We start from the raw sequence: 7,951 nt of genomic DNA on the forward strand, positions 1-7,951 counted from the left end.
AAGATATACCTCGACGTCATCATGCCTGGCCAGCTCGTAGAGCTTATCCCTATTTCCCCTGCTATCTGGAGACGCTTCAACGTCTCCCTGCTGACGAGATTCGTCTGGTTTCTTTTCATTGAGCCGGAGAAGTAAGGCGCGCACTGGGTGCTGAAAAAGTTCCTCTATCTTTTTAAAGAGCCCTCATCTCTTAGAAGCTTCAAAATTGCCTCAGCCAATTTGGAAGCACTGTTGTTCTCTACTAAAAGGCCATTTACCCCATCTTCGATGACGTCCTCAGGGCCTCCACATCGAGTAGAGACCACTGGTATACCGCAGGCCATAGCCTCCAGAGTTACAATCCCCAGGCCTTCCTGGAGGGAAGGAAGGACAAATAGAGCGGCCTGCTGATAGAAGGGAACCATCTTCTCGTGAGGAATTGCCTCATAGAAAAGCACTGAATCACCTATGCCGAGACCTGAAATCCGCCTCACAACCCTGGCATCGGGCTTATCCCCCACAAGTTTCAGCTTTACCTCGGGAAAACCCCTTACTACTAAGCTAAATGCTTCTAGCAACATCAAAAGGTTCTTTCGAGGATCATTGATCCTGCCCGCAAACAACAGATACCTTTCGCTCTCCCCCTGGGAGATTACAGGACAAAAGAGATCAGTATCTACAGGATGGGGAACCACCTCAACTTTACCCTCATCGAGCTTATATCTCTCACAAATCCTTTCCGCCGTATATTGACTGAGCACCAGCACCTTTTTGCTTTTTTCAAAAATCAGCTTCTCCCAGTAAAGACAAAGGGGTAGGGAAAGTCTGTCTATCAGCTTTCGCAAAAAGCCAAATTCGCGTGCGTTATCCTTCCTATCTTCTAAAAGAGTGGTGGCGATCCAACAGGCGAAATCCTTTTTGGCCAGGACAAAAGGGAGACAGCACTGGTTAGTTCCCGAAACACCGAAAAAAATGTCGCCCTGGGCCAGAGTCTTCTTCCAATATCTAAAGGAGCTCAGATAGTGGAGAAATTCAAACTCAGGAAGAACTATGCCAATAGAATATCCGTCATATTCCTCATACTTTTTCTCTAGAAAACCTATTTTTCTCTTCCTCTTGAGCAGATTCTTTATACTTAGATGATCCTGCGGATCTAAAGAACTATAGACAATGTAAGGGGAAAAGCCACTTTTTTGAGCGTAGTCGCAGATAAATTTTTTCATAGTGGTAACCCCTCCCACCTGGGAGGGATCTATGGTGGATATACATAATCGAGGAACTTTTTCAGCACCCATTGCGCGCCTTACTTCTCCGCCTCAATGAAAAGAAACCAGCCGAATCTCTTCATCAGGGAGACGTTGAATCTTCTCCAGATATCAGGGGAAATAACTCGAGCCATGAGATTATTAAGCTTGGTAAATAGTATGAGATTTTCCCCCTGATCCATTACTGACACCCTCACTTTCCTAAAGGAAGAAAACATGCGCATCACATCTCTTTTGGTGAAATGCCTGGCTATGTACCCATCAGTAAAGCTCTTATTTACCTCATCCAGGGACATTCGCAGTAGCTTTCCCTTGACAACGCCGTAGTACAGGCCTCCCAAAATCCAATATCTAAAACTGTTTTTGTGATAGACCATAACTTTAGCCTCACCGCCAGGCTTCAGCACCCGGTAGATCTCATTGACAGCCTTTTGAGTTTGAGGCGTATGGTGGATCACGCCCCAGGCCCAGACAAAGTCAAACTCGCCATCTCCAAACTTCATATTTTCAGCATCACCCAAAAAGATGTCGCCCCCCAGACCATAAAGAGAGAACCGCTTGCGGGTGAGCTGAACGGCTCTTTCCGAGATATCGATCCCGGTAATCCTTGCCCCCTTTAAGGAGAAGAGAGCAGCAGTTCCACCCGCCCCACAACCAACTTCCAGTACTTTTTTGCCCTTTAAATCATCAAATTCTATAAGTTGTGAGAAGGGGAATTGTTGAGGATAGCCTGGATGAGCGAAATTTCTAACTGCTTCAAAAAATCTCCTATCGATGGCCTCAAAAAACTCTTTTGTCCCCTCCTCTACTCCTAAAGTCTTATTCCAATCATAGGTCATGGGATTCTCATCCCACCACTGGATATTCTTCTCTTGCTCAGATCCGTTTAGCTCAGAACCAGAGAATATAGTTCCTGCCACTATATCACCCCAACCTCCTCAAAAAGCTCCTTATTGCGCTCCACCCACCGCAACAATCTTTCAACCCCATCCTGTACACTGACTTTAGGCTCCCAGCCAAAATCCCTCCTGGCTTTGCTATTATCGCTGATGAAGACCGGTTGGTCACCCGGCCTCCAGTCACTGAATGAGTGCCTTATTCTTCTTCCCAGCAGGTCCTCCAACAGCCCCAGAAGTTCGAGGAGAGAGATACTGTTTTGGGATCCTCCCCCGATGTTATAGACCTGGCCCTGGACAGTTTCATTATGCTCCACCACCCGGTCGAAGGCCTCGAGTAAATCGTCGATGAAAAGGACATCTCTGACCTGTTTTCCATCTCCGTATATAGTTATGGGCTTACCAAAGACAGCAGCAATGGCAAACCAGGCTACCCAACCCTGGTCCTCCATACCAAACTGGCGCTGGCCATATATACAGGACTGTCTAAAGACGACGGTCTTCAGGCTGTAGATCCTGGCATAGTCCCGAACATACTGATCTGCTGCTCCCTTGGAACAACCGTAAGGGGAATGGAAATCCAGTGGCTGATTCTCCGATATCCCCTCTGGCAGATCCTTAAGTACATATCTGCTATCCACTTCCTGTATCCCAACACTCTTGAGATCTCCGTAAACTTTATTTGTGGAAGCGTAGAGCAGGATAGCCTGGCTATTGGTCTCTCTCATAGCCTCTAAGATGTTCAGGGTTCCAAGAGCATTTACCTCGAAGTCTTGGCGAGGATCGAGGATCGAGGTCGTCACCGCCACCTGGGCAGCCAGATGTAAGACGACATCTATGTTAGGAAGGTCCCGAAATAGCCTCAATACTCCGCCATAATCTCGAACGTCTCCCTTAACAAAAGTGATATTACCCAAATCCCTCAGCCAGGTGAGATTACGTTCAGCCCCAGGTCGAGAAAGATTATCGAAGACTATTACCTCGTCACCCTTCTGCAGATGCCAGGCAACTACATTCGACCCTATAAAACCTGCTCCGCCGATGATTAAAAATCTTCTAATCTCCATCCTCCTTATCTGCTACGATAAAGATGTCACCGTACATCCCGTTATATCGCAAGAATCCTATTTTACATAATAATTCTATCGTCCTCAAACTGTTTTTCGATGTCTATAGCATAAACATCGAACCCTTCATCTTTTAAGAAGATAGAATACCAGCCCTTGCCACAGCCTATATCCAAAACAGTATTTCCGACCGCGTACTTCTTCAAATATTCCATCTTTGTGCCAGAAGCACTATACCGCCAACCTAGCGACGTTTCGGTCGGACCATTCTCGGCAAGTTTATTTTCCATACACCACCGAAAGGAGGTATCTAAACCTCGCTACTAGTACCCTCCCCTCCAGCAAAAATAGGACTGACAAGTAGACCAACAACAGAAGGCCAATTTTCGAAAAAAGTACGAACCATAGATTAAGAGTAAATTCGTAATTTAGAAAGACCCCTAAGTAAGCCAAAGAAGATGCAAGAGCAGCTACACCAGGATACAAGTATATGCGAAAATTATTAATCTCAATTCTTTCTCTCAAGGACCTCTGAAGTAGAACTACTCCCAAAAGCACGATAAGTCCGACGCTTATAGCGGCACCTTTAGCCTGGTAAAAATAGGTCATAACAGGAGTGAGGGTAAACATCAAAATACCCTGCAGAATGGAAAGATGGGAATACTCCCTTACTTTCCCCAAAGCAGTACTCACAGAGCCCATGGCATCCTGAAGGGGTCTCATTAAAGAATACAAAACCAGGAGCTGGATCAATATTACTGAAGGTAACCATTTCTCTCCCAGAAGCAAGATCACCGCCTCTTTGGCCACAAACAATAACATGATCGAAGCCAAAAATCCAAAACGGACCAGGAAGCCGTTAGTGAGATCGTAGGCAAAAGACAACCGTTCCTTATCATCCTGAAGCTTAGAATAAGTAGGAAAGGCTACCTGTATAAAATTGGAGAGAAAACCGAGAGGCATCTTAGAGATATTATAGGCCATAGAATAAAACCCCAGAGCTGTGACACCCACCAATGTCCCCACAAGAAAATCGTCAAAGGACAAGACCACATAACCCATCAGGCCCACAATCCACAAAAAAACTCCCTGCTCTCTGAGAAACCACCTCGCGGCCCCTCTATTCAACCTTATTTTTCTCAAAGATAACTTCCAGGGAGAAACTAGCCAGCACCCTATAAAGAGAACCAGATTGAAAGTTGCCCGCTGGATTACCAAACTCCAAACGCCCATTCCCGCCAGGGCTGAAACTATAGCCGCAAACGCCGAGAGGAAGAATGCCAAAAAATTTATCAGGGAAAATTCCCTATATCTTAACTCCTTTTCTAATAGTGCTGAGGGAGTGGCGCCAAGCCCTTCGTTATCAAAAAGGGAGATTAAGGCCAGGACCAGAAATACGTCTACAATTGCTCTGTCATATTTGATCGAAATGAGAGGACTGACGAGCAGGGAGACAAGAATTACAACCACCGAAAAGATAAAATGGAGAAGAAAGTGAGTAGAAATTTCATCAGGAGACGGCTCCTTCTTATGAATTAAAGCGGACTTAAAGCCAAAAAGCCTGATTCTCTGGACTATATCAAAGAAGAATAGGCCCAGGGCAAAGATTCCATAGTGCTCAGGTATAAGAAGTCTAGCTAGAATGATATTGCTTACGAAACCAAGAACAAATAAAACAAAATAATTAATGGTTAAATAAAGACCGCCTTGAACAGCTTTTTTAGCTAGACTCATTACATTTTTACTCTTTGTTTTTGCTCTTTTTCAGACCTAACAAGCTCCCGGTAGGCCTGCCACTCTCCGATCAATTGAGCTAGACTATCAAGAATAGTCACAAAGAAGAAATAAAAAGCATTTTTTATCTTACTATCAGTCAGTCGAGCTAGAGCAATCGCCTTTAATAAAACAGGAAAAACCAAGATTGTCTGCAAAAAAAATAGAGAAAGGTCACCAACTAAATAGCTAAAAAGTGCTCGCAGGGGTATTTTATTAATGTAAAACATTTTGTAAGAAGTTCCTCTACCTCTGCCCACTCTCTGTCTCCAAAAAGCAATGAATTTTTCTGGTGCAACATGGGTAACTACAATTGTTCTATCAATGACTTTTTTGTACTTCTTGTTTAACCTTTCTCCGAAAACGGCATCTTCTCCTGCAGTGTTAGCTGCCAGAGCTTCTGGAAACAGACCCACATCTATGGCAGCTCCTTTTCTGCAAGAAAAACCCTCGGTCCACAGGATGTCATTCCGATCTTGATAGAAAAGAAGATGCTGAGCCTGTATCCACTGAGGGAAGACATGATTTATATTTTCAACTCTGGATTCCACTAAGACAAAATCTGCGCCCTTCTCATAATGAGTGAGAATTCTACGAATAAAATCCGAGGGCAAAATCACATCTGCATTCAATATGATTACTATTTCCCCATTGGCCTCCCTAATTCCCAAATTTCGGGCAGAGGAGACACCACACCTGGATGACTCTAGATACAGTATTATCTGATTTCCCTTCTCATACTCCTTTAAAATTTCAACAGTCTTATCCGTAGAGGCACTATCTACGACGATGATTTCTTTCTTCTCATAATCCAAGGCAAGAAGAGCATCAATGGTACTTCTTATATCCGCCTCTTCGTTATAAGTGGGAACTATCACACTAACTAAAGGTTCAAAGCTCATTGATATCGCTCATCACTTCTCAGATAAACCGCAAGTCACAATATGGGCAACGCTTCCAGCTAACCTTTTCCGATAAGATTCCCAGTCATACTTTAGGGCTTGCTCCCGGGCCCTCCTTCCCATTTCCTCGACCTTATCTCTATTCTTATAAAAATAATTGATCCGATCACAAAGGGCATCCACATCAGCAGTTGGGATTACGAATCCTTCGAGACCATCCCTCACACAATCCTTTGCTCCTGTGTTCTGGGAGACAATCACCGGCAGACCGCAGGCCATGGCCTCCAGAACTACGCTTCCAAAACCATCCTGGTTTGAGGGAAAAGCAAAGATATTGGACCTCATGAACTCTCTTTCTGGAGTAGCAGTCCCTCCCCCAAAAATGACATTCTTCCCATTTTTAGCTTCATTCAATATAACTTCTCTGCTCAATCTGTCAAAGCCACCTACTAACAAAAGTTCCGCTTTTGGAATATCGAGCTTTTTCCAAGCTCTGATCAAATAATGAACGCCCTTTTGTACGCTTAAAATGCCCATGAAGATCACCCGAAAAATGTCATCTTCAAATCCATCATTTTTAGGGACAAATCTTTCCAAATCCACTCCCAATGGATTCAAAAGAATTTTCTCCTCAGGATAGCCGACATCAATAAAAGTATTTCTTACAAAAGTAGATGGGACTACCACAAAGTCTGTCTCGTTGGCCTCCGAAACTGTTTTTTTAATATTTCTAGAGCTTATGAAATCTACACTTACGCCAACTTTTTTGAATTCACGGCCCATTATTTCTCTCTGAAATCTGATCTCAGCAGACTGCCTGTCAATAAAGGTTATGGCTCCCTTTTTGTGCGCTATACGCATAGATATCAGAGAATGGTGAGACCACCCATAAAAGACGTTAATTTTGCCAAAGTCTTGGATCTTTCTGGAAGCCCACAAATCAAACAAATTGTCCTTTATAGTATAATTGCGTATCCGCGCATGACCTTTACTAGTTATCTTTCTCAAGGGGAAAGTGGAAAATTTTTCCTTAGGTATCTCACACTCCCTGAAATCTGGAGTTAAAATATGGGTTAGAATACCTTCTCTATATAGCCCAAGAGCTGCGTGATAGGCAGTATTGCCCAGCCCGCTATAGTTGAAGGGAACTCCTACAGAATATATGACCACCATACTCTTAATTTCTATCCTCTGAATTTAACAAATCAGGATTCTGTCTGTAATAATTTGCTACTCTTCCCAGAACCTCCTCCAGGGATGTTTCGGGCTTGAAATTTATCCACTTTTTGACTTTTGTCAGATCAGGAACTCTGTTTCTCACATCCTCAAAGGTCTCTCCGTAAATCTCGTGGTAGGGGATAAACACTGTATCGGAGTCGCTCCCGGCCACTCTTTTGGTCATTGTAGCCAGATCTAGAATTGAGATAGAGCCAGTGGATCCCAAATTAAAAATCTCTCCTGGGGCATGCGGATGATCGGAAAGAGCTATTATTCCTCTCACAACATCCTCCACATAAGCAAAACATCTCTTCTGTTGCCCATCTCCGTATACAGTTATAGGCTGATTCAGTAATGCTTGTTTTACGAACCGAGGAATTACCATTCCATATCTCCCCTTTTGCCTGGGACCTACCGTGTTGAAAAGACGTACTATTACTGTGGGCAATCCCTTGTCTCTGAAATAAGCCAACGCTAAGAACTCATCTATTGCCTTAGACTCCGAATAACACCATCTCATTGCAGTAGTAGGCCCTAATACCCTGTCGTCGTCCTCCTTATAGGGAACTTTACAGCTTTTCCCGTAGACCTCTGACGAGGATGCCAGTATCAACTTCTTATTGCCTTTTTGGTGAGCTAGTTCCAAAACAACTTCTGTCCCACGTATATTGTTAGAGATTGACTCGATAGGCTTCTCTAATATCTGCTTGACACCCACCGTCGCTGCGAGATGGAAAATTACATCCGATTTCTCTATCAATTCTTCCATAACTTCCTCATCAGTTACAGAACCTACAGTTAAAGAGAAATTCCTGGTATCCTGAAGATGCTTTACGTTGTGGAAGCTCCCC

At 43.8% G+C, this 7,951-nt stretch carries 8 protein-coding genes; all 8 read right to left on the bottom strand.

Going from position 1 to position 7,951, the window contains the following annotated elements:
- Window positions 1-164 precede the first annotated feature (164 nt).
- A complete protein-coding gene (locus tag HW443_RS08230) occupies window positions 165-1,274 on the bottom strand; it encodes a glycosyltransferase family 4 protein (RefSeq protein ID WP_219857233.1) in 1,110 nt (369 codons plus the stop codon).
- Between the two features lie 8 nt (window positions 1,275-1,282).
- Window positions 1,283-2,164, bottom strand: coding sequence for a class I SAM-dependent methyltransferase (locus HW443_RS08235; RefSeq protein ID WP_176231422.1), 882 nt, complete (start codon window positions 2,162-2,164; stop codon window positions 1,283-1,285).
- Window positions 2,164-3,207 carry a GDP-mannose 4,6-dehydratase gene (locus HW443_RS08240; protein WP_176238055.1) on the bottom strand — a complete coding sequence of 348 codons (1,044 nt, stop codon included), beginning with the start codon at window positions 3,205-3,207 and terminating at the stop codon, window positions 2,164-2,166. Before HW443_RS08240 ends, HW443_RS08235 begins: the two co-directional genes overlap by 1 nt.
- 62 nt (window positions 3,208-3,269) lie before the next feature.
- A complete protein-coding gene (locus HW443_RS08245; protein ID WP_176232151.1) occupies window positions 3,270-3,413 on the bottom strand; it encodes a class I SAM-dependent methyltransferase in 144 nt (47 codons plus the stop codon).
- Window positions 3,414-3,486: 73 nt separating this feature from the next.
- Window positions 3,487-4,941, bottom strand: coding sequence for an oligosaccharide flippase family protein (locus HW443_RS08250; RefSeq protein WP_176238056.1), 1,455 nt, complete (start codon window positions 4,939-4,941; stop codon window positions 3,487-3,489).
- Window positions 4,941-5,882: a glycosyltransferase gene (locus HW443_RS08255; RefSeq protein ID WP_176230790.1), complete on the bottom strand. Its 942-nt coding sequence runs from the start codon at window positions 5,880-5,882 to the stop codon at window positions 4,941-4,943. The genes HW443_RS08250 and HW443_RS08255 overlap by 1 nt, the downstream gene beginning before the upstream one ends.
- A gap of 12 nt (window positions 5,883-5,894) precedes the next feature.
- The gene (locus HW443_RS08260; protein WP_176230791.1) at window positions 5,895-7,055 is read right to left on the bottom strand and encodes a glycosyltransferase family 4 protein; all 1,161 of its coding nucleotides are present in this window, start codon (window positions 7,053-7,055) and stop codon (window positions 5,895-5,897) included.
- Between the two features lie 4 nt (window positions 7,056-7,059).
- The coding region (locus HW443_RS08265; protein ID WP_176238057.1) for an NAD-dependent epimerase/dehydratase family protein at window positions 7,060-7,951 on the bottom strand (892 nt) is incomplete at its 5' end.

It is taken from the genome of Candidatus Hakubella thermalkaliphila, from assembly GCF_013281975.1.
In the GTDB taxonomy this organism is placed as follows: Bacteria; Actinomycetota; Humimicrobiia; order Hakubellales; family Hakubellaceae; genus Hakubella; species Hakubella thermalkaliphila.